This window comes from Segatella hominis (assembly GCF_019249725.2).
Taxonomy (GTDB): Bacteria; Bacteroidota; Bacteroidia; order Bacteroidales; family Bacteroidaceae; genus Prevotella.
In genome coordinates this window covers 3393439-3413943 of sequence record NZ_CP137559.1, presented here as the reverse complement: position 1 = coordinate 3413943, position 20505 = coordinate 3393439, and the positions used below count along the sequence as shown (strand labels likewise).

The 20505-nt window shown below is 43.8% G+C and carries 19 protein-coding genes; 6 read left to right on the top strand and 13 right to left on the bottom strand.

Annotated elements, in window-relative coordinates:
- Positions 1-6: 6 nt before the first annotated feature.
- The 6 genes from KUA50_RS13850 to rpmH all read right to left on the bottom strand — a co-directional run bounded on the left by KUA50_RS13850 (position 7) and on the right by rpmH (position 8205).
- On the bottom strand, positions 7-3255 hold the full coding sequence (locus KUA50_RS13850) for a SusC/RagA family TonB-linked outer membrane protein (protein ID WP_218455957.1): 3249 nt from the start codon (positions 3253-3255) through the stop codon (positions 7-9).
- Positions 3256-3674: 419 nt separating this feature from the next.
- A complete protein-coding gene (locus KUA50_RS13845; RefSeq protein ID WP_022111198.1) occupies positions 3675-4823 on the bottom strand; it encodes a 1-acyl-sn-glycerol-3-phosphate acyltransferase in 1149 nt (382 codons plus the stop codon).
- A 12-nt stretch (positions 4824-4835) separates the two neighbouring features.
- On the bottom strand, positions 4836-5831 hold the full coding sequence (locus KUA50_RS13840; protein WP_022111199.1) for a D-alanine--D-alanine ligase: 996 nt from the start codon (positions 5829-5831) through the stop codon (positions 4836-4838).
- Between the two features lie 63 nt (positions 5832-5894).
- Positions 5895-7061, bottom strand: coding sequence for an RluA family pseudouridine synthase (locus tag KUA50_RS13835; protein ID WP_256624101.1), 1167 nt, complete (start codon positions 7059-7061; stop codon positions 5895-5897).
- Between the two features lie 50 nt (positions 7062-7111).
- On the bottom strand, positions 7112-7831 hold the full coding sequence (locus KUA50_RS13830) for a PASTA domain-containing protein (RefSeq protein WP_022111201.1): 720 nt from the start codon (positions 7829-7831) through the stop codon (positions 7112-7114).
- A 218-nt stretch (positions 7832-8049) separates the two neighbouring features.
- Positions 8050-8205, bottom strand: coding sequence for a 50S ribosomal protein L34 (rpmH, locus tag KUA50_RS13825; RefSeq protein WP_004351099.1), 156 nt, complete (start codon positions 8203-8205; stop codon positions 8050-8052).
- 215 nt (positions 8206-8420) lie between these two features.
- On the opposite strand from rpmH, the gene efp reads away from it, so the two are divergent.
- The 5 genes from efp to KUA50_RS13800 all read left to right on the top strand — a co-directional run bounded on the left by efp (position 8421) and on the right by KUA50_RS13800 (position 12123).
- Positions 8421-8987, top strand: a complete 567-nt coding sequence (efp, locus tag KUA50_RS13820) for an elongation factor P (RefSeq protein ID WP_022121096.1) — start codon at positions 8421-8423, stop codon at positions 8985-8987.
- A gap of 50 nt (positions 8988-9037) precedes the next feature.
- Positions 9038-10096: a glycosyltransferase gene (locus KUA50_RS13815; protein ID WP_218455956.1), complete on the top strand. Its 1059-nt coding sequence runs from the start codon at positions 9038-9040 to the stop codon at positions 10094-10096.
- A 35-nt stretch (positions 10097-10131) separates the two neighbouring features.
- Positions 10132-10821, top strand: coding sequence for a RadC family protein (radC, locus tag KUA50_RS13810; protein WP_218455954.1), 690 nt, complete (start codon positions 10132-10134; stop codon positions 10819-10821).
- Between the two features lie 156 nt (positions 10822-10977).
- Positions 10978-11298 carry a metal-sulfur cluster assembly factor gene (locus KUA50_RS13805; protein ID WP_118117253.1) on the top strand — a complete coding sequence of 107 codons (321 nt, stop codon included), beginning with the start codon at positions 10978-10980 and terminating at the stop codon, positions 11296-11298.
- A 60-nt stretch (positions 11299-11358) separates the two neighbouring features.
- Positions 11359-12123, top strand: coding sequence for a UDP-2,3-diacylglucosamine diphosphatase (locus KUA50_RS13800; RefSeq protein ID WP_218455953.1), 765 nt, complete (start codon positions 11359-11361; stop codon positions 12121-12123).
- 35 nt (positions 12124-12158) lie between these two features.
- Here the strand turns inward: KUA50_RS13800 and KUA50_RS13795 are convergent, their stop codons facing one another.
- The 5 genes from KUA50_RS13795 to folP form a co-directional block, all read right to left on the bottom strand.
- Complete coding sequence (locus KUA50_RS13795) at positions 12159-13205, bottom strand: sugar kinase (protein WP_218455951.1); 1047 nt, start codon at positions 13203-13205, stop codon at positions 12159-12161.
- 151 nt (positions 13206-13356) lie between these two features.
- Positions 13357-14559: an acetate kinase gene (locus KUA50_RS13790; RefSeq protein WP_218455950.1), complete on the bottom strand. Its 1203-nt coding sequence runs from the start codon at positions 14557-14559 to the stop codon at positions 13357-13359.
- Between the two features lie 40 nt (positions 14560-14599).
- Positions 14600-15646 (bottom strand): phosphate acetyltransferase, encoded by a 1047-nt coding sequence (gene pta / locus KUA50_RS13785; RefSeq protein WP_218455949.1) that lies wholly within the window; start codon positions 15644-15646, stop codon positions 14600-14602.
- A gap of 284 nt (positions 15647-15930) precedes the next feature.
- Positions 15931-16701, bottom strand: coding sequence for a diadenylate cyclase CdaA (gene cdaA / locus KUA50_RS13780; RefSeq protein ID WP_218455948.1), 771 nt, complete (start codon positions 16699-16701; stop codon positions 15931-15933).
- Between the two features lie 6 nt (positions 16702-16707).
- Positions 16708-17550 (bottom strand): dihydropteroate synthase, encoded by an 843-nt coding sequence (gene folP / locus KUA50_RS13775; protein WP_218455947.1) that lies wholly within the window; start codon positions 17548-17550, stop codon positions 16708-16710.
- A 122-nt stretch (positions 17551-17672) separates the two neighbouring features.
- Between folP and KUA50_RS13770 the strand changes: the two genes are divergently transcribed.
- The gene (locus KUA50_RS13770; protein WP_218455946.1) at positions 17673-18974 is read left to right on the top strand and encodes a UDP-N-acetylmuramoyl-tripeptide--D-alanyl-D-alanine ligase; all 1302 of its coding nucleotides are present in this window, start codon (positions 17673-17675) and stop codon (positions 18972-18974) included.
- A 388-nt stretch (positions 18975-19362) separates the two neighbouring features.
- Here KUA50_RS13770 and KUA50_RS13765 read toward each other — a convergent pair whose 3' ends face one another.
- Both KUA50_RS13765 and pdxT read right to left on the bottom strand, forming a co-directional pair.
- Positions 19363-19662 carry a hypothetical protein gene (locus tag KUA50_RS13765; RefSeq protein WP_218455945.1) on the bottom strand — a complete coding sequence of 100 codons (300 nt, stop codon included), beginning with the start codon at positions 19660-19662 and terminating at the stop codon, positions 19363-19365.
- A gap of 271 nt (positions 19663-19933) precedes the next feature.
- The gene (gene pdxT, locus KUA50_RS13760; protein WP_218455944.1) at positions 19934-20503 is read right to left on the bottom strand and encodes a pyridoxal 5'-phosphate synthase glutaminase subunit PdxT; all 570 of its coding nucleotides are present in this window, start codon (positions 20501-20503) and stop codon (positions 19934-19936) included.
- Positions 20504-20505: the final 2 nt, after the last annotated feature.

The window sequence follows — 20505 nt, the reverse complement described above, 5'->3', positions numbered from 1 at the left end:
TCGCTTTTAGAATTTAACATTAACACCCACCATATAAGTACGTGGCTGTGGATAGTTACCTACATCTACACCAGTAACCCATGCCTCATTACCATTAAGGGACATACCATTTTCTGGATCCATACCCTTATAACCTGTTATTGTAAAGAGGTTCTGAGCAGTGAAGTAGAGACGAAGCTGCTGGAATGGACAATTCTTCCAGATATTCTTGAAGTCATAACCGACTGTCAGGTTCTGCAAACGGAAGTAACTTGCATTCTCAACATAAATATCAGAAATCTGCTGCCAGTTTACACCCGTATTACCTGGAGCGAGGAGAGGATACTTGTTAGATGTACCTTCACCATGCCAGTAGTCATAAACCTCTGTGGTATAGTTTTCGTACTGACCATCGGTAAACTTACGCCAAGAACGAGCTACCTGCTGCCCAAAAGCGCCATAAGTAGTAGCGCTCAAGTCGAAGCCCTTATAGCCGATATTGAAAGAGAAGCCCATTGTGACATCAGGATGAGGATCGCCAATATCGGTCTTATCATCTGCATTGACAACACCATCACCATTGACATCAACAAACTTCAAGTCACCAGGCTTGATACCTGTACCCTGAAGAGAGTTAGCGGCATTGCCCTTGCAGTTCTTGTCAAGGTAAGCCTGAACGTCTGCCTCATTCTGCATAACACCTTCTGTCTTGTAACCATAGAAACATCCAATAGCATGTCCCTTCCACATACGAGCCATATTACCAGTATTCTGAGCCAAGAGATCCTTACCACCCTCAATGAAGTCGGCATCACCCTTAATCTCTGTCACCTCATTCTTATTGATAGCCATATTCCAGTTCAAGCCATAAGTGAAGTCCTTACCCACTTTATCATTCCAATTAAGTGCAAGCTCCACACCCTTGTTCTCTACAGTACCTCCGTTTACCCACTGAGTACTGAAACCAGAAACAGCATTAGCCTGGACATTAATCAAGAGGTCTTTGGTCTTCTTACTATACCAGTCTGCAGTAAAGCCCAAGCGACCATGCAAGAAACGGGTATCGATACCAATGTTCAACTGCTCAGAAGTCTCCCAAGACAAATCTGGGTTTGAAAGGCGGTTTGGATAAGCACCTGTAGTATTGCTAGTCTTGTCGTTGAAAGGATAAACACCATACTCACCAAACTCAAAACCAGCACGCCACTGGCTACTTGGCAAATTACAGTTACCATTCTGTCCCCAACCTGCACGAAGTTTCAAGAAGTCCAACCAAGAGGCAGTACTTTCCATAAACTTTTCATTAGAGATTACCCAACCAGCAGATACAGAAGGGAAGTAGCCCCAACGCTTATCTGGAGAGAAGTTAGAAGAACCATCAGCACGGATAATTGCAGTCAACATATATTTCTCATCAAAGTCGTAGTTGACACGAGCAAAGTAAGACAACTTGCTCTCATAACCAGCAGGTTCACCTGTAACGACAGATGCCACAGCATTGCCATCAGCCAAGCTAGGATAAGCATGTGCAAAATCCTTAAAGATAGAACCATTAACAGTCGCATTAACAGTCTCTCCATAGTCTGGTCTAGACTTGTAATACTCCATACCTACCAAAGTATCGAAGTGGTGTAACTTGGCTATATTGAACTTATAATTCAATGTGTTAGTCAACGTCCAATTCCATCCCAAGCCAACATTGTCAGACAACTGATCCTTATCACGGCTAGCGCCCTGGTCATTCAAACGATATTCAGCCAAATAGCATCTCCATGAATTAGACCACTGCTTATAAGCAATCTGGCCACGATAGGTCAGACCTTCAATAGGTGAAATCTCTGTATAACCTACAGCATTCAAGTTAAAAGACTTGCCCTTATTTGCACCAGACTGGTTATTAACCATTGAAGCAATAGGGTTGCTTGTATATGAATTGAAAGCAAACCAACCGGCAGAACCAGAGTTCTTCAAATCGTCATACATAAAATAATTACCATCCTTGTTATAAATAGGTACACAAGGATTAGCGCGAAGCATGTCAGAAAGAACATTTGAATATTGGTTACCAATCTGAACACCCTGATTCTGCTTGTGCTGATAGTAAACATTCTCACCGATCTTAATTACATCACGCTTACCTACACGGTAAACAACATGCTCAGAGTTCAAGCGGAAAGTGAAACGGCGGAAATCAGACTTAACGACATTGCCGAGAACACCATCCTGATACTGATAACCTACACCCATAGAGAATTTAGACAAGTCGTTACCACCTGTCACATTCAAAGAATGGTTGGTTACGATGGCATTCTTATTGCGAATTGCATCAATCCAATCTGTACCTGCATTAGAACCATCCTGGTATGCATTCAACAAATCTGCATCAATATACTTAGACCAATCATAAGCAGAGCCTCCATTATTGTAAGATACCTGGTCTTGAACAGCCATATACTGCTTTGCTGTCAACAACTGAGGCTTCTTATACATATTCTGCCAACCCACGTTAGCATCATAAGTAACCTGAACCTTGCCCATCTTACCTTGTTTGGTAGTTACAAGGATTACACCATTGGCTGCGGCAGAACCGTAGATGGCACAAGATGCGGCATCCTTCAATACGTCGATACGCTCGATGTCGGCAGGATTCAAAGCATTGATGTCACCACCAGAAACTCCATCAATTACATAAAGAGGAGCGGTAGAGCTGTTGGTACCGGCACCACGGATAGAAATTTTAAATCCATCACCTGGCTGACCGGAAGCCGCCTGAATGTTAACACCAGGAGTCTGGCTCTGCAAAGCGCCGAGCACCTGTGTGGTATTCATCTTCTGAATATCATCACCCTTTACCTCGATGGTAGCACCGGTAACGAGCTTCTTCTTCTGAACACCATAACCTACGACAACAACTTCATCGAGAGTCTTGTCGTCTGTCTTCATTGTAATTTTAAGACTAGACTGGTTACCTACAGCAATTTCCTGTTTCTGGTAACCGATATAGGTAATTACAATAGTAGAACCAGGCTTTACGTTCAAGGTAAAGTTACCATCAAGATCTGAAACGGTACCATTACCAGGGTTGCCCTTTTCTACTACACTTGCACCAATAATAGGACCTTCTGCATCGCTCACATTACCGGTTACTTTCTTTGCCTGCTGTACAGCATTTACGCTCTGACTAGGAGATGCCGCCCATGCTTCAGTTGTATAACTCAAGCCTAACGATGCTAACGCTCCCACAAGCAGCATTGATTTTTTTAAGTTCAAATTCATACTTTAGTACTTTCTAGGTTGAATAGAATTAAACGTTTGTTGACTCTGACTATCAAAAATAGTCATTCTTTTAGTTCCCGACATATCTATCAGATACGAAGGAAACAAACAGGTTAAGTTGAATTCGGTTTCATAATGGTTATTGTTTATATTGTTTATTATTGTTTCATTTCATCATCAATCTGAAGTCATTTTTAATGGAACTATAAGTGACAAACAGATTTTCGGTTGCAAAGTTACATTTCTTTTACGAAAAAAGCTGATACTATTTTGCTAATTTGAAGTATTATTTTGATTTTAGTTATTTTTTTTAATAAATCCCGATAAACACTAAAGATTTATTAACATTCTGTGTTTTTCTTACACTTATTATATATGTATGTTTCGTTAACTCTGAGCAAAAAAGTATTACCTTGCCGCTATTGAGCAGCAAGGTAATTACGTACAGGATTGGCATACATCTCGAGAATTCTCTCTCTCAAGTAAGCTTCATCCTTATTTGGAAGGTCAATTTTCGCAAGCTGACCAGCCATATATTTTTCAAATTTTGCCTTATCTTCGGCAGTATATTCTGCCTGATGAGCAGTTGAGTTTTCAAGCAAATCAAGAGCCACATAGTTGCCCGGATAGAGGCGGTAGTTCTTGAATATCTGCTCATCCATGTAGGCGGCTACCTTATTATATATATCCTGCTTTGGCATATCCGGATCCAGAGAATCAAGATACTCATCAAGACATGGGGCTGCATGATAATGTACGTGTCCCTTATAACCGAAGATACCTGTCTGCATACTTACCAGATCATCAGTAGGTCCCTTTTTCCACTCCGCATGATCACGCTTCTGCTGGAATTCCTTTGCCTTCAGGAAATCGCATGGGTCATACTCATAACTGATAGACAGAGGAACCAGATGCAACTGCTTCAATCGTTCTATAATACTTCCCTCACCACCCATAGACATCATCTGGAGAATTGATTTCTGGGTACGGTCATTGCTATCCTTGGCACGACCTTCACGCTGGGCAATCCAGATATTCTCATTTTTCTCCTTGATAGCAAAGTGCATATAGTCGGAAAGACGCTTACTGGACATCAACATCTGACGCATACTCAAGGCACGCTCTACGATGAATGCCTTGTTGACACGTACCAGATCCTTGACCCATGGAAGAGACAGGAGATTATCGCCGATGGCTATCTCGCAAGTCGTTTTGAACTTGTTCTCTATCAGCATGACATCGAGGATAGCAGAATCGAGCACAATATCACGATGATTACTGATGAAGGTATAGTTGCGGGTATTGTCGAGTGACGAACAGTCCATCTCGCAGCCCGTAGCCGCCTTCTTCAATATGCCAAGAACGAAGTCATAAGCGAAAGCCAGCTGGAAATCAAGATTTGTCTTACAAGCCTTCAACTTTTGGGCAATCATTTCCAATGGTACCTGTGGATACAGGTATGCCAACACTTGCTTGAACTGGTCGTTTGCCAGCAAACGATCAAATACCTCTGGGAGGTCTTCCGGCTCCCAAGGTCTAATGGTATCAAATTCTTGAGGGATTTTCATGATGTAAAGCTTTTAAAATTGATTCTCTACAATGTCACTGAGCACATCCTTGATATCAAGTCCTGCGGCACGAACCTGCTGCGGAATGAAACTTGTAACGGTCATACCCGGTGTCGTATTGATTTCCAGCATGTTCACCTTATCCTTACCGTTCTCATCCTTGGTGATGATATAATCAATACGGATAATACCATTAGCATGAAGGATATCATAGATGCGGGAAGTAGTCTTAGCCACTTCTGCTGCAGTTTCAGGAGAAAGACGAGCAGGAGTAATTTCCTGTACCTGTCCATTGTACTTGGCATCATAATCGAAGAATTCATTGCTGGTCACCACCTCAGTAGCAGGCAAAACCACACACTTGTCGGCAGTCTTGTATATACCCTGAGAAATTTCAACACCATCCATGAATCCCTCAATCATAGCTTCCTCAGCCTCCATAAAAGCCAGACGAAGAGCAGGAGCCAACTGGTCTGCCTCCTTAACCTTGGAAACACCAAAACTGCTACCATCAGCAGCAGGCTTTACAAAGCAAGGCATACCGATGCGCTTGGCTATAGCCTCATCATCATATTCCTCACCACGGCGGAGCAAGATGCTATCAGCTACATTGATACCAAATCCACGAAGATAATTGTTGAGTACATACTTATCAAAAGTCATAGCCTCTACAAGAACACCACTTGTAGAATAAGGCAAATGAATCAGGTCGAAATAGCCCTGCATTACACCATTCTCACCAGGCTGACCATGAATCGTAATATACGCATAATCAAAATACTTGCGCTGTCCATCCTTGACAAAAGAGAAATCATTCTTGTCAATTTCGGCAGTATCACCATTATCAAAGGCTACATGCCAGTCGGTGCCCTTGACATCGACTATATATATGTTATAGCGCTCTTTATCAAAGAAAGAGTACAAACCCTGACCTGAGCGCAATGATACGTCGTGCTCAGAAGAATCACCACCGCAGACGATGGCTATCGTTCTTTTGTTATTTTCCATCTCTTATTTATATTTAATGAATTAGAATCTGTTTTTATCTGTCACTTTTGACCTATAGAATCATCACTTAGTCTGGAACGTATCTTGTGTGGTTCCTGCGATGAATCCTCTCCACTTCTCTATGAGTTTGCGGAAGTCATCAGGCCACTCGCTATCGAAGTCCATCTGCTGTTGGGTAGTAGGATGCACAAAACCAAGTGTCTTGGCATGGAGTGCCTGTCTTGGGCAGAGTTTGAAACAATTTTGTATAAAAGCCTTGTAACTGCTACTTCTCTGTCCTCTCAATATTTCTGCACCACCATACGTCTCGTCCATAAAGAGCGGATGACCGATATGCTTCATGTGAGCACGAATCTGATGGGTTCTACCTGTCTCCAGCACACACTCCACAAGCGTGGTATATCCAAAGCGCTCCAATACCCGATAATGCGTTACCGCACTTTTACCGATACCACTATCCGGGTCGAACACCTTCATACGAAGACGATTCTTGGGATCTCTTCCGATGTTCCCCTCGATACGACCTTCGTCCTCAACGATATTTCCCCATACCAAAGCATTGTATCTGCGATGGGTGGTCTTATTGAAAAACTGCTTTCCCAAAGAGGTCTTGGCACCAGGAGTCTTTGCCACAACAAGCAAACCAGACGTATCCTTATCAATACGATGCACCAGGCCCACTTCCGGATCGTTGGCATCAAATTCCGGCATATCTCTCAGATGCCAGGCTACAGCCTGAATCAGCGTACCATGGAAATTACCAGCGCCAGGATGCACTACCATACCAGCCTCTTTATTTACGACCATCAACTGGTCATCTTCATAAACCACATTGATGTCAATCTCCTCTGGTTTGATGCTGGTCTCATGTCTTGGACGGTCCATCATCAACGTGATCATATCATTCGGGCGAACCTTATAATTACTCTTTACAGGTTTCCCGTTGACATGGATAAAACCGGCATCAGCAGCCTGCTGAATACGATTACGGCTCTGGTATGCCATTTTATCAGCCAGGTATTTATCAATTCTCACCGGATCCTGATTAGCATCCACCTGCACCTTCCAGTGCTCATAGAGTTCACCATCCGACGAGGACGACTCGCCGATAGGCTGAAATTCATCATCCAACTCTTCATCAAGCCCATCAACATCTCCAGCATCATCAAAACCGAAATCATTCTCCACTGGAGCATATACCTTATTATATATATAATCTAAAAATCTCATTCGTTCGTACAATTGAATTCTTCACATATCTTTCTTCATTCATCACTTACCTATTCTACCACTTCTTTATGTGAATGCGAAGGAGTCAAAGGCTCAGTGGTCTCCGTGCCAGGAACGACCTCAAAATTGTCAGCATCTCCCGACTCTTGAACCTCCTTCTCAAGCTCTTCCTGTTCATACTTAGGATCAACATAGTTGACGGAATCAGCAGCATCACGCTGACCATTTCCCACCTGTACCGTAAGAATCGCATCAATGGACACCTTATCACCAGCAACCACATGCTTTCCCTTGACCAGGATACCATAAACCCAGTCTTCCTCACCAGGTATATACTGAGGAGCACCCAACTTGAAGCCCATGGCAGTCAACTTAGCCATAGCCTCTCGCAGAGAACTGTTGTCAATCACATCAGGGATGGTCAAGGTAGGTGTGTGATCAGAGTTGATAGTCACATAAATCACTCGTCCAGCCTTTACCCTTTCTCCAGAAACAGGAGATTGTTCCAAGATACAGTCAGGAGGAAGATTGCGTACATATCCCGTATCCGTCACTTCAATCTGAAGTCCGGCATCATCAAGGATACGCTCAGCGTCAGCGAAACTCTTATATCGAATATCCGGAATCAGAATAGCCTCACCATGATGAGTATAGAGTTCAATACCGAACTTAACGCCCACACAAAGCAGTGCGACAACCACTCCCATAGCGAAGAGATTGCCCCAGAGATACTTGCTCTTAAACTTATTAAAAAATTCAGATGAAGTCATTCTATTTCATTTTTGTCTGCAAAGATAGTATAAATCGAAGACAATACAAAATAAAAAAATGATTTTTTCAATTTATTGTTGAGAAGAAGGCTATAAATACAAAAGAGACCTAAAACAAAAAGAGGTAAAACACCTAAAGGTCTATAAACACAAAAAGCAGCATAGGAGTTATCCCTGCTGCTTTCAATGTCATCGTTAATTCTGAAGCCCAACGAATATTATTTTCCGTGGTGCTCGTCAGACACAGTTAACTTCTTACGGCCATGAGCACGGCGAGAAGCCAATACACGACGACCATTCTTTGTTGCCATACGCTCACGGAAACCATGCTTGTTCACGCGACGACGATTGTGAGGCTGAAATGTTCTTTTCATTTTTCTTTATTATTTTTTTAATTAATATTCCAAAAAAGAGGGCATAACACACCTTTCGGGCTGCAAAATTACGCATTATTTCTGAAATAACCAAGAAAACTGCAAAAATTAGCTTAAATATTTATGTTTTTTTCGATAATTGCTTGGGTTTTTCGTGATTTTACCGTAACTTTGCACCGTTTTACAGAAATATAATATAATTCAAAATAAACAAAATGATTAATTCACAGGAAATTAAGATTGGTACTTGCATCCGCATGGATGGCAAAGTTTGGGTTTGTATTGACTTTCAGCACAGAAAGCCAGGTAAGGGTAATACTGTCATGAACACCAAGTTGAAGAACGTGGCTGACGGCCGTGTTTTGGAGCGTACTTTCCAGGTAGGTTTCAAGTTGGAGGATGTTCGCGTTGAGCGCCGCCCTTATCAGTATCTCTACGAGGATGCTACTGGTTGCATCTTTATGAATCAGGAGACTTTCGAGCAGGTGCCTATCGCTAAGGAGAACGTTACTGGTGGTCAGTACATGAAGGAAGGTGATGTTGTAGAGGTTGTAACTGATACAACTGATGGTACTATCCTCTTGGCAGAAATGCCTGTTAAGACTACTTTGAAGATTACTCACTCTGAGCCAGGTGTTAAGGGTAACACTGCTACCAACGCTACTAAGCCTGCTACTTTGGAGACTGGTGCTGAGGTTCGCGTTCCTTTGTTCGTAAACGAAGGTGAGACTATCCAGATCGATACTCGTGACGGTAGCTACCTCGGTCGTGTAAGCGAGTAATTCCTCGCCTGTTCCTATCAGAGTTCTAATCAACTAAACTTGAATCATATATGAAATATTCCATCATTGTCCCTGTATTCAATCGCCCTGATGAGGTGAGTGAACTACTTGAGAGTTTGACACACCAGACCGTCAAGGACTTCGAGGTCATCATCGTTGAAGACGGCTCTAAGATTCCTTGCAAGGAGGTTTGTGATGCGTACAAAGACAAGATGGATATTCAGTATTTCTTCAAGGAGAACTCTGGTCCAGGACAAAGTCGCAACTATGGTGCCGAGAGAGCATCAGGCGAGTATCTGTTGATACTTGACAGCGACGTAGTCCTCCCTGAAAATTATCTCAAAGCAGTAAATGATGAATTGAGCCGTGAGCCTGCTGATGCATTCGGCGGTCCTGACAAGGCGCATTCATCATTTACAGATACCCAAAAGGCTATATCTTACTCCATGACATCTTTTTTCACCACCGGTGGTATCCGTGGCGGCAAAAAGAAGATGGATAAATTCTATCCCCGTTCATTCAATATGGGTATCCGCAAGGATGTTTATCTCAGATTGAATGGTTTTTCTGCCATGCGTTTCGGAGAGGATATAGATTTTTCTATCCGTATATTCAAAGCAGGCTGCCGTTGCCGCCTCTTCCCTGAAGCATGGGTATGGCACAAGCGCCGCACCGATTTCCGTAAATTCTGGCGTCAGGTCTATAATAGCGGTATTGCCCGCATCAACCTCTACAAGAAATATCCAGAGAGCCTCAAGCTCGTGCATTTACTTCCAATGGTCTTTACCGTTGGCATCATAGGCACGCTGTTACTCCTGTTCTTTGGTTTCTTACCATACCTATTGGGCACAGAGCACATTTTCCCAGTACTTGGCAATGCCATGGCAGCATTGGGTTGCATCGGCTTATTCTTGATCCTACTCTATATCGTAGCGTTAGTTATCGACAGTACCAAACAGAATCAGAGTTTGAAGATTGGCATACTGAGTATCCGAGCAGCGTTTACCCAACTGATGGGCTATGGTTGCGGATTCCTGTCTGCATGGTGGAAGAGATGCATCTTGGGCAAGAGCGAATTCAGCGCTTACAACAAGACCTTCTACAAATAAAGAATTCCTGCGAAAACTTTTCAAAATTAACAAATATGAGCGAAAAACTATCCATAGCGAAGTGGGCTTCAGAAGACCAGCCTCGCGAAAAGCTCGAAAGTTTAGGTCCCAGTGCATTGTCAAATGCAGAACTGTGCGCCATCCTTATCGGTTCTGGTTCCAGAGACGAAAGTGCTGTAGAACTGATGAAACGTATTCTCAACAATTGCGACAACAACCTCAATACACTCGGCAAGATGACCCTACAGGAACTACAGCAATACAAAGGTATGGGACCTGCCAAAGCCATCACTTTACAAGCAGCTTGCGAACTTGGCAAGCGCCGTGCTCTTGACAAAATTGGAGTACGTCCCGACTTAGGCTCATCATTGGCTATTTACAACTACATGCTCCCCCGCATGCAAGATCTCGATGTGGAAGAAGGTTGGATTCTCCTGATGAACCAGAACTTCAAACTCATTAAGGCTGAACGCATCTCTCATGGCGGTATCACAGAAACAGCCATAGATGTCCGCCTCATCATGAAAGAAGTGTTCCTCAACAATGCCACCATCTTGGCTATCTGCCATAACCATCCCAGCAACAATCCTATTCCAAGCAAAAACGATGATCTGCTGACCAACCAGATCAACAAGGCCTGTCAGATCATGCGCATTTTCTTCATGGACCATGTCATCATCACGGATGGAGCCTTCTACTCTTATCATGACAAAGGGAAACTGTAAATATCAGCATTTCTCAAGCAAATATCAGCTCAAAGAGCGAAAATAAATCACCTTTTATTTTGTTTTCTCTGTATTTTATGCTACCTTTGCAAAATATAAGCAATAATCATACAGGTAGCATTTCGTGTGCCCCTTCACAAAAAGAATAAAGAATTTATGACACAAGAAGAAAAGACAAAAATAGAAGAGAAAATCGTAGATGTACTCAAAACCGTTTACGACCCTGAGATTCCTGTGAATATCTGGGAATTGGGAATGATCTACAAGATAGATGTCAAAGACGATGGCAATGTAGATATTGACATGACATTTACTGCCCCATCATGCCCTGCTGCCGACTTCATTCTGGAAGATGTGCGCACCAAGGTGGACAGCGTAGATGGTGTCAATTCAACAAACGTCAACCTTGTTTTTGAACCTGCCTGGGATCAGAGTATGATGAGCGAGGAAGCTCGCGTAGAACTTGGCTTCGAATAAAGACAAAGCCGTTGAATTCTTCACTCTTCATTCTTCACCTTCACTTAAAAAGTTTCGCTTATGAAAAATGTATATTTCCTTTCAGATGCACATCTGGGTTCGTTAGCCATACCGCATGCCCGCATGCAGGAACGCCGTCTGGTACGCTTTCTGGACAGCATCAAGACAAAAGCCTCTGCCATATATCTTTTAGGCGATATGTTTGACTTCTGGAACGAATACAAATATGTGGTACCCAAAGGGTACACCCGCTTTTTGGGAAAACTCTCTGAGTTGACCGATATGGGAGTGGAAGTACATTTCTTCACGGGCAATCATGACCTCTGGACATACGGCTATCTGGAGCAGGAATGTGGGGTCATCGTGCATTACAAACCTCAGACCGTAGAAATTTACGACAAGGTATTTTTCCTGGCTCATGGTGACGGACTTGGAGATCCGGACAAGAAGTTCAAATTATTGAAATCCATGTTCCACAACCCTACCTGCCAACGCCTGCTGAATGCCATCCATCCACGATGGGGAATGGCATTGGGACTGAACTGGGCAAAGCATAGCAGACTTAAACGGACTGATGGAAAAGAAGAACCATACATGGGCGAAAAGAAGGAATTCCTCGTCCGTTTTGCCAAACAGTATATGCAAGGGCACAAGAACATCGACTACTTCATGTTTGGCCATCGCCACATCGAACTGGATCTCATGCTCAGCAAGAAAACCCGCATGATGATTTTAGGAGATTGGATCTGGCAGTTTACTTATGCCGTATTCGATGGAGAACACATGTTTATGGAAGAATACGTGGAAGGCGAAAGCCAACCATAACAATAAAGGGCAGCCAATGAAGCTGCCCTTTATTGTTATCGCTGTATTCTTCCTCCTGAAGAAGTCATATTATGGATAATCTCCTCTTCCGACACCAGATTCTGGTCACCTGGAATGGTATTCTTGATGGCACTTGCCGACAAGGAGAAGTCCAGACAATATTGATTTTCATCGCCCCATTTCTGATGAGCATGTATATAGGCAGCCACAAAAGCATCTCCTACACCCATCGGGTCAATGATAGGCTGAATATCGTAGATTCTGGTAGAATAGAGTTTGTCTTCCTGAGAATCGTAAAGCAAACCACTCAGGGTATGATGACTGCTGGCAATCTGATTGCGTACTGCCATCACCATTTTCTTACACTTAGGGAAGAGTTTGTGCATCTTGCGGAAATACTCCAGATAAGCCTCCTTATCTATCTCATAGTTTTCATCCAGAGCCTCAAAAGGAATATGAGGTACACCGCTGGCAACCTCCCACTCATTTTGGTCGCCAAAGATAATATCGCTGTATTGCATCATCTGGAAGAGCACATCATGAGGTTCCAATCCGTATCCCCAAAGATTCTTACGGTAGTTGATATCGCAGACAATGGTCAAGCCATCCGATACCGCCAATTTGATGGCATCCATGGTAGATTCCATCGCATCACGGCTGATGGCACAAGTAATACCTGAGCAATGGAATACAGCCGCATCAGCCAAGACCTTATCCCATTTCACCATATTCCTTTTCAATGAATAAAAAGAAGAATTCTTGCGGTCATAAATCACGCGGGAATTACGCATCGCCACGGCTTCCTCAAAATAATAAGTACCCAGACGTTCTCCGCCACGTACCACATGCGAAACATTCAGACCATACTCTCGGAGATGCATCAGCGCAGCTTCTCCCATTTCACCATAAGGCACACGGGTGACATATTCTACGTTGTTTCCCAAATAAGCCAGAGAGATAGCGACATTCGCCTCACTGCCTCCATAATTGCCTTCCATGCGACGGCCCTGGAATAAACGTTGATAACCAGGCTTAGAAATTCTAAGCAAAATTTCTCCGAAAGTTACAATCTTTGTTTTCATCTTTTTATCATTGAGATTAATACCTAGTAATAATATAGCTGATGAGTATGGCTTGTTTCACAAAGACAAAGCCTAAGTGTTATAGTAAAAGAATTAAGGTGAAGCATTTCTATCGTTGCAGAAAAGCTTCACCTTATTATATATAGGATGATTACTTATTAGCAACCAAATCCATAGTATCGCGAGCAATAACGATTTCCTCGTCTGTAGGAACTACAACTACCTTCACCTTACTGTCGTCAGTAGAGATGATAGCTTCCTCACCACGAACCTTGTCGTTAACCTCCTTATTGATCTTGATGCCAAGATACTCCAGGTTCTTGCAAGCTTCCTCGCGAAGGTCGGTCTGGTTCTCACCAACACCAGCTGTAAATACGATAGCGTCAACGCCACCCATAGCTGCTGTGTAAGCACCGATATACTTCTTGATGCGATACTCGTACATGCGGAGAGCCAGCTGAGCCTTCTCGTTACCCTCGTTGGCAGCGTTCTCGATGTCGCGCATATCAGAAGAAATACCTGTAATACCGAGCACACCACTCTTTTTGTTCAGGAAGTCAGCCATCTCCTGTGGCTTCATGTTCAACTTCTCCATCAGATAAGTAACAGCAGAAGCATCGATGTCACCACAACGTGAACCCATCATCAAACCAGCCAATGGAGTCAAGCCCATTGAAGTATCCAATACCTTACCATTCAATACAGCAGCTACAGAGCCACCGTTACCGATGTGGCAAGTGATGATCTTAGAGTTGTTCTGGTCGAGACCGAGAATCTCACAAACACGCTTAGAAACATAGCGGTGAGATGTTCCGTGGAAACCATAACGGCGTACATGATACTTCTCATACAACTCATAAGGAATTGCATAGAGGTAAGCGTAGTCTGGCATTGTGCTGTGGAATGCGTTGTCGAATACACAAACCTGAGGAGTGCCTGGCATCAAAGAGTCAACGGCACGGATACCCTTCAGGTGGCCAGCGTTGTGAACTGGAGCAAGGTCGCAAAGTTCCTCGATACCATCCTCAACGCTCTGATCAACAATAACGCTCTCCTTGAACTTATCACCACCCTGTACGACACGGTGTCCTACAGCGTCGATTTCCTTCAAGTCCTTGATAGCGCCGATTTCTGGGTCGAGCAAGCACTTGAACACGAAGTTCACACCTTCCTTGTGGTCAGGCATATCGTGCATAATCTGCTTCTTCTCACCATTAGGCAATTTCACCTTGATGAATGCGTTATCAAGACCGATACGCTCTACACCACCCTGTGCCAATACAGACTCATCGTCCATATTATATAACTTGTACTTGATAGATGAACTACCACAGTTCAGAACCAATACTTTCATAATGTTAATTTTGTAATGTTATTGATTGAATAAAGTTAGTTTACGCCTTCTTAGCATCCTGTGCCTGGCAAGCGGTGATAGCTACCATGTAGTAGATATCATCTACAGAGCAACCACGAGAGAGGTCGTTTACAGGACGAGCGATACCCTGAAGGATAGGGCCGATAGCGATGGCACCACCCAAACGCTGAACGAGCTTGTAACCGATGTTACCCACCTCAAGGTTAGGAACTACCAATACATTAGCCTTACCAGCTACATCAGAACCTGGAGCCTTCTTGGCAGCTACCTCAGGAACAAGAGCTGCATCGGCCTGAAGCTCACCATCAAGATGAAGCTCTGGGAACTTCTCCTTAGCGATTGCTACTGCGTCTGTCACCTTGTCGATGATATATACGCTCTTACCAGTCTCCTTGTTGATAGCATCCTTAGCACTACCCTTTGTAGAGAAGCTCAACATAGCAATCTGAGGATCCTTAATACCTGCTACTGACTGAGCTGTATGAGCTGTAGTATAGGCAATCTGAGCAAGCTGGTCTGCTGTAGGGTTTGGAGTTACAGCAACGTCACCCATTACCACTACGCCATCCTGACCATACTGCTTTTGATCAGAGATGAGCAACATAGCACCACTTACGCAAGTGATACCTGGAGTACACTTGATAATCTGAAGAGCTGGACGGAGCGTATCACCAGTTGTGCTCAATGCACCTGAGATCTGACCATCAGCACCCTCAGTCTTGATAATCATACAACCGAGGTAGAGGTTGTTCTTAGTTACAAGTTCACGAGCCAGCTCTACTGTCATGCCCTTCTTCTTACGAAGTTCAGCGAGCTTCTCAGCATATTCCTCAGTCTTAGGGTTGTTTTGTGGATCAACGATAGTAGCCTTGTCGATGTTGTTAAGACCCCACTGTGCTGCGAGATTCTTAATATTGGCAGGGTTACCGATGAGGATGATGTCTGCGAGACCATCAGCCAAAACTTTATCGGCTGCTTTCAATGTACGCTCCTCTTCTGCTTCAGGGAGCACGATGCGCTGCTTATCAGCTTTAGCGCGAGCTACAATTTGCTGTAATAAATCCATTTTATTTTTTTATTTATTTAATTTTTGTTATTTGCTAAGTAGATTTGTCCTAGATGAGGCATCACATTCAGGCATAAACCCGTTTGTTTGCCACATCGACTTTGCAAAAGTACATAAAAAGTTTGATATAAGCTAAATATTATTGTGTAAAAAAAGCTAAAATCAGAGATATTACTATTTGTAAAGGTTTACGGAGCAAGAAAAGTGAAGAACGAAGAGTGAAGAGTGAAGAATTCAAGAGTGAAGGCATATGAATTCTTCACTCTTCACTCTTCGTTCTTCACTTAAATAATTTCCTGCGTCAATATACTCTCCAACTCCTCTGCAGAAAGTCTCAGTTTAAACTCACCCTTGATAGCCACACTAATTCTTCCCGTCTCTTCCGATACGATGACGGCAATGGCATCACTACTCTGCGAAATACCCAAGGCTGCACGGTGACGGAGACCTAATTCTTTAGGAATATCCAGATTATGACTCACAGGGAGAATACAACCAGCCGACATGATTCGCTTGTTGCTTACCACCATCGCGCCATCATGCAAAGGCGAGTTTTTGAAGAAGATGTTCTCTATCAACCGCTGGTTAATCTTAGCATCTATCTCCTCTCCCGTATCCATGATATCCTTCAGCGGAACTCCCCGCTCGATAACGATCAGGGCGCCCACATATTTCTTTGCCATGCTCATACAGGCCATCACGATAGGCATGATGGTTTCCTTATCCGCCTCCCGCTGACTATCCTTGTTGGAATGGAAGAAGCGCACCAATCGCCTCATCCCCTTCTGCGAACCTATCTCATAAAGGAAACGGCGGATATCTTCCTGGAAGATAACAATCAGCGCAATGACTCCCACGCTCACCAACTTATCCAAGATCGAACCCAGGAGACGCATTTCCAACACCTGACTCACAAAAAGCCAGATAAGCACAAAGAGCATGATGCCCACAAATATGTTGAGGGAGCGGGACTCCTTCATCAAGCGATAGACATAGAATAGCAGTGAAGCTACCAGCAGGATGTCTAAAGCATCTTTTATACCGAATTCTATCATTTCAACTTAATCTTTATCCATCATGGCATCTACAATCCTTACAGCCTCGACAGCCTCCTTCACATCATGGACACGCAGTATCTTGGCACCCTTCATCAGAGCAATGGTATCAAGCACCGAAGTGCCATTGAGAGAAGTGGTAGCATCACCACCCAACAGCTTATAGATCATGCTCTTACGGGAGATACCCACAAGCACAGGAAGTTCCAGCACATTCAGCTTTTCCATCTCATTGTATATCTGATAATTCTGAATGAGATTCTTGCCGAAACAGAACCCCGGATCCAGAATGATATCCTTGGCACCAAGATCACGCAATTGCTGCACTTCCTTGGCAAAGCCCTTCATCATTCCGGCAAGTGTAGGCTGCACAGACATTAATATATAAGGTACCTTCAGTTCACCAACCAACTGGAACATCTCCGGATATTCCTCATGACGCTGCTCAAGTGGAACATTGACAATGCCCGTGATACCACCTTCCGATACATCATTAATGATATCAGCCCCCCACTCTTCTATACACTTGCGTGCCAAGGTTGGGCGATAAGTATCTACGGAGACGGCAGCATCCGGTTGCTCCCTGCGAACGATGTCGAGAGCGAACTTCAGTCGTCTTCCCTCCTCCTCTTCCGAAACTTCATCAGCACCCGGACGGGTAGAGAAAGCCCCGATATCGATGATGCTTCCACCTTCAGCAATAATTTGGTTGGCTCTGTTGGCAATTTCCTCCTCAGTCTGTTTTCTACTACCAGAGTAAAAACTGTCGGGTGTTACATTTAGAATACCCATCACCTGAGGAGTATTCAGATTCATCAATCGTCCCTTTATATTGATTGTATATTCCATTTATCAACTATTTTCTTGCAAAAATAGAAAGAATATTCGAGATAACTCGCTTTTTTTAAGAAAATTGTTTGATATTTCCACGATTTAAAGTACTTTTGCACTCAAAACAATAGTTATAGACTATGGAAATTTCAGAACTCTATCAGATTTACCAAGCGCACCCGGTGATTACCACCGATAGCCGCGACTGTCCAGAGGGCAGCATCTTCCTGGCTTTGAAGGGCGCATCGTTTGATGGCAACAAGTTTGCCGACATGGCTTTGGAGAAAGGCTGTGCCTATGTGATTATTGATGAAAAGGAGTATGCCAAGGAGGGCGATGAGCGCTATATCCTCGTAGAAGATTGCCTCACCACCTTCAAGGAACTCGCCCGTGAACATCGTCGCCACTTCGACATTCCTGTTATAGGTATCACCGGCACCAACGGCAAGACCACAACCAAGGAATTGGTTTCTGCCGTGCTCGATGAGAAATACAACGTGATGTTTACACAGGGCAATTTCAATAATGATGTCGGTGTTCCTAAGACGCTCTTCCGCCTCACTCCAGAAAATGAGATTGCAGTTGTAGAAATGGGTGCCTCCCATCCTGGCGACATCCAGAAACTCGTGGATTACGTGGAACCTACCTGCGGCATGATTACCAATGTGGGGCGTGCCCACCTGCAAGGTTTCGGCAGTTTTGAGGGAGTAAAGAAGACCAAGGGCGAACTTTACGATTTCCTTGCAGCCAACGATGCTTTGGTATTCATCAATGCCGACAACGAGCATCTGATGCAGATGGCAGACCAGCGTAATATCAACCGCCTCATCACCTACGGCAAAGATGAGAACTGTGATGTTTGGGGAGAGGTTATCTCCTGCGCTCCTTTCCTGAAGTTCCGCTGGCGCACCGAGAGTTGCGACTGGCATGAGGTTCAGACTCATCTCATCGGCTCTTACAATATCGACAACATGCTTGCCGCCATCACCATCGGTCTTCATTTCGATGTGAAGCCTCAGCAGATAGACCACGCTTTGGAGAATTACATTCCAAGCAACAACCGTTCACAGTTGGAAGAGACGGCACACAACAAGCTGGTGGTAGATGCCTACAATGCCAACCCATCGAGCATGGCAGCCGCCATCGAGAATTTCCGCGTGATGGATGTACCCCAGAAGATGGCTATCTTAGGTCAGATGGGCGAGCTTGGAGAAGTAAGTCACGAGGAACATCAGAAGGTAGTTGACCAACTGCAGGCTGCCGGCTTGGAGAATGTCTGGCTGGTAGGCGATGAGTTCAAGGATATCCCTTGCAGTTACCGCAAGTTCCATGATGTAGAAGAGGTAAAGGCTGCCATCAAGGAAGCACAGCCTCACGACCATTACATTCTCATCAAGGGAAGCAATAGTGTCAAGTTATTTCAGCTTCCAGAATTATTATAAGGATTTAGAATACGCCCCCAAAAATTATTTTCTGCCCAAAGCATAATTTCTACGTGGGCAAGGAGATTTTTTTTCCTTGGGCAGGGAAAAATGAAAGTGGGGTAAGCCCCAAGAATAAAGGCGGTGTTCCGATTTCACTCGGAGCACCGCCTTTGTCTATTTTTTCTCAAACATCCATACGGATGTAAGTTTCCGTTTTATTCTTCAAATTACCTGATTTTCAAGAATATAACTTGTTAAAAATCGACCTAACTTAACGATGCGCATCATTGCACCTTAACGATGCGCATCATTAGCACCTAATAAAGCGCATCATTAACACCTAATAAAGCGCATCGTTAGACCTCTATAAAACGCATCGTTAAAATTCATACATTTGCTTCCTTTTTTATCCCCTTAAACTCAGCTCCAAAAACTTGTCGCATAACTGAAATACCCCATCATCTTGCGTGATAAAATCTCTGTCCAGTAAGGTCTTGACAGCTCCTTGTACGGTGCTTGCCCCAAGATGATACTTCTGCAAAAACCCTTGTGACATCAGAGAAGAGGGTTTTCCTTCCAAAGCGATAGCCGTAAGCACCTGCTTCTGCTTGGCTGTCAACTGGTATATCAACGCTTGATAGGCAAAGCGATGCTGGGCAAGAATTCCATCAATCGCAAAAGTATTCCGGCGAAAGATCGCCTTCAATAATAAACGGATTTAACTGTACCATAAGCATTTACGTCATTATTAATTTTACGTAACGAAGAATTCATAATGCAAAGATACGATGAATATTTGTAAACGGCAAACATTTATCGGAAAAAAGTATCGGGCATTCAAAAAAGTATCTTAGGATACTGCCTATGTATCTTAACATACCAGGCAATGTATCCTAAGATACTTTGCAATATAGCTTCATGTGCCCATGAAGCCTGTTTCATCGGCTAAAGGAATAAGTTTCATCTTAGGATGAAGCCTACTTCTTGCACATCCCCAGAAAATACTTATGTATCTCTAAACTGTCGTTCAATTCCGGATGGAAGGCGGTAACCAGCTGGTTACCCTGACGGGCAGCTACAATCTTGCCATCTACCTCGGCAAGAACCTCGGCATCACCCCACACCTCTTTAATATATGGAGCACGGATGAAAGTCATAGGAATATTGCCCTCAATGCCCTTCATCGGAGCCTCAATGTAGAAACTGCCCAACTGGCGACCATAGGCATTTCTCAAAGCCGTGATATCCATGGAAGCAATGCGATGACTTGGCTCACCCTCTATCTTCTTGGCAAGAAGAATCAAACCAGCACAAGTACCATAAACAGGCAAGCCTGCTGCAATGGCCTCCTTCACAGGTTCCATCAATCCGAGTTCATTCAAGAGTTTTGCCTGGGTAGTACTCTCGCCACCAGGAATAATCAAGCCATCCTTAGGCTGCTCCCAATCCTTCAACTGGCGCACCTCAAAACTATCCACACCCAACTGAGCCAACTTCTGTCTATGCTCAGCAAAAGCACCTTGTAAAGCTAATACTGCTATTCTCATAT